Annotated in this window: 1 protein-coding gene; it reads left to right on the forward strand. The window is 38.6% G+C overall.

What is annotated here, in order from left to right; genetic code table 11:
- Nucleotides 1-57: 57 nt before the first annotated feature.
- On the forward strand, nucleotides 58-236 hold a 179-nt coding region (locus tag V0R37_RS23240), incomplete at its 3' end, for a type II toxin-antitoxin system RelE/ParE family toxin (RefSeq protein WP_420376710.1).

Below are 236 nucleotides of genomic sequence, written 5' to 3' on the forward strand. Positions count from 1 at the left end.
GACAAGCTATTATAGCTAAAGCTGAAAAAGAAGCCGGTAAACTTGAGGCATACAACTTTGGCTAATATTACACAGGTTCTTCAAACACCATCATTCAAAAAAACCGTTAAAAAACTCCACCAAAATCAGAAAGTGGATCTCGACAATGCGGTCAAAGCGCTTATCGAGGATCCACTTTCAGGCGAGCAGAAAAAAGGAGATTTGTCCTTTCTCCGTGTTTATAAATTCAAAATGGT

The sequence above is a fragment of the Pollutimonas rozaliensis genome, assembly GCF_048751585.1.
In the GTDB taxonomy this organism is placed as follows: Bacteria; Pseudomonadota; Gammaproteobacteria; order Burkholderiales; family Burkholderiaceae_B.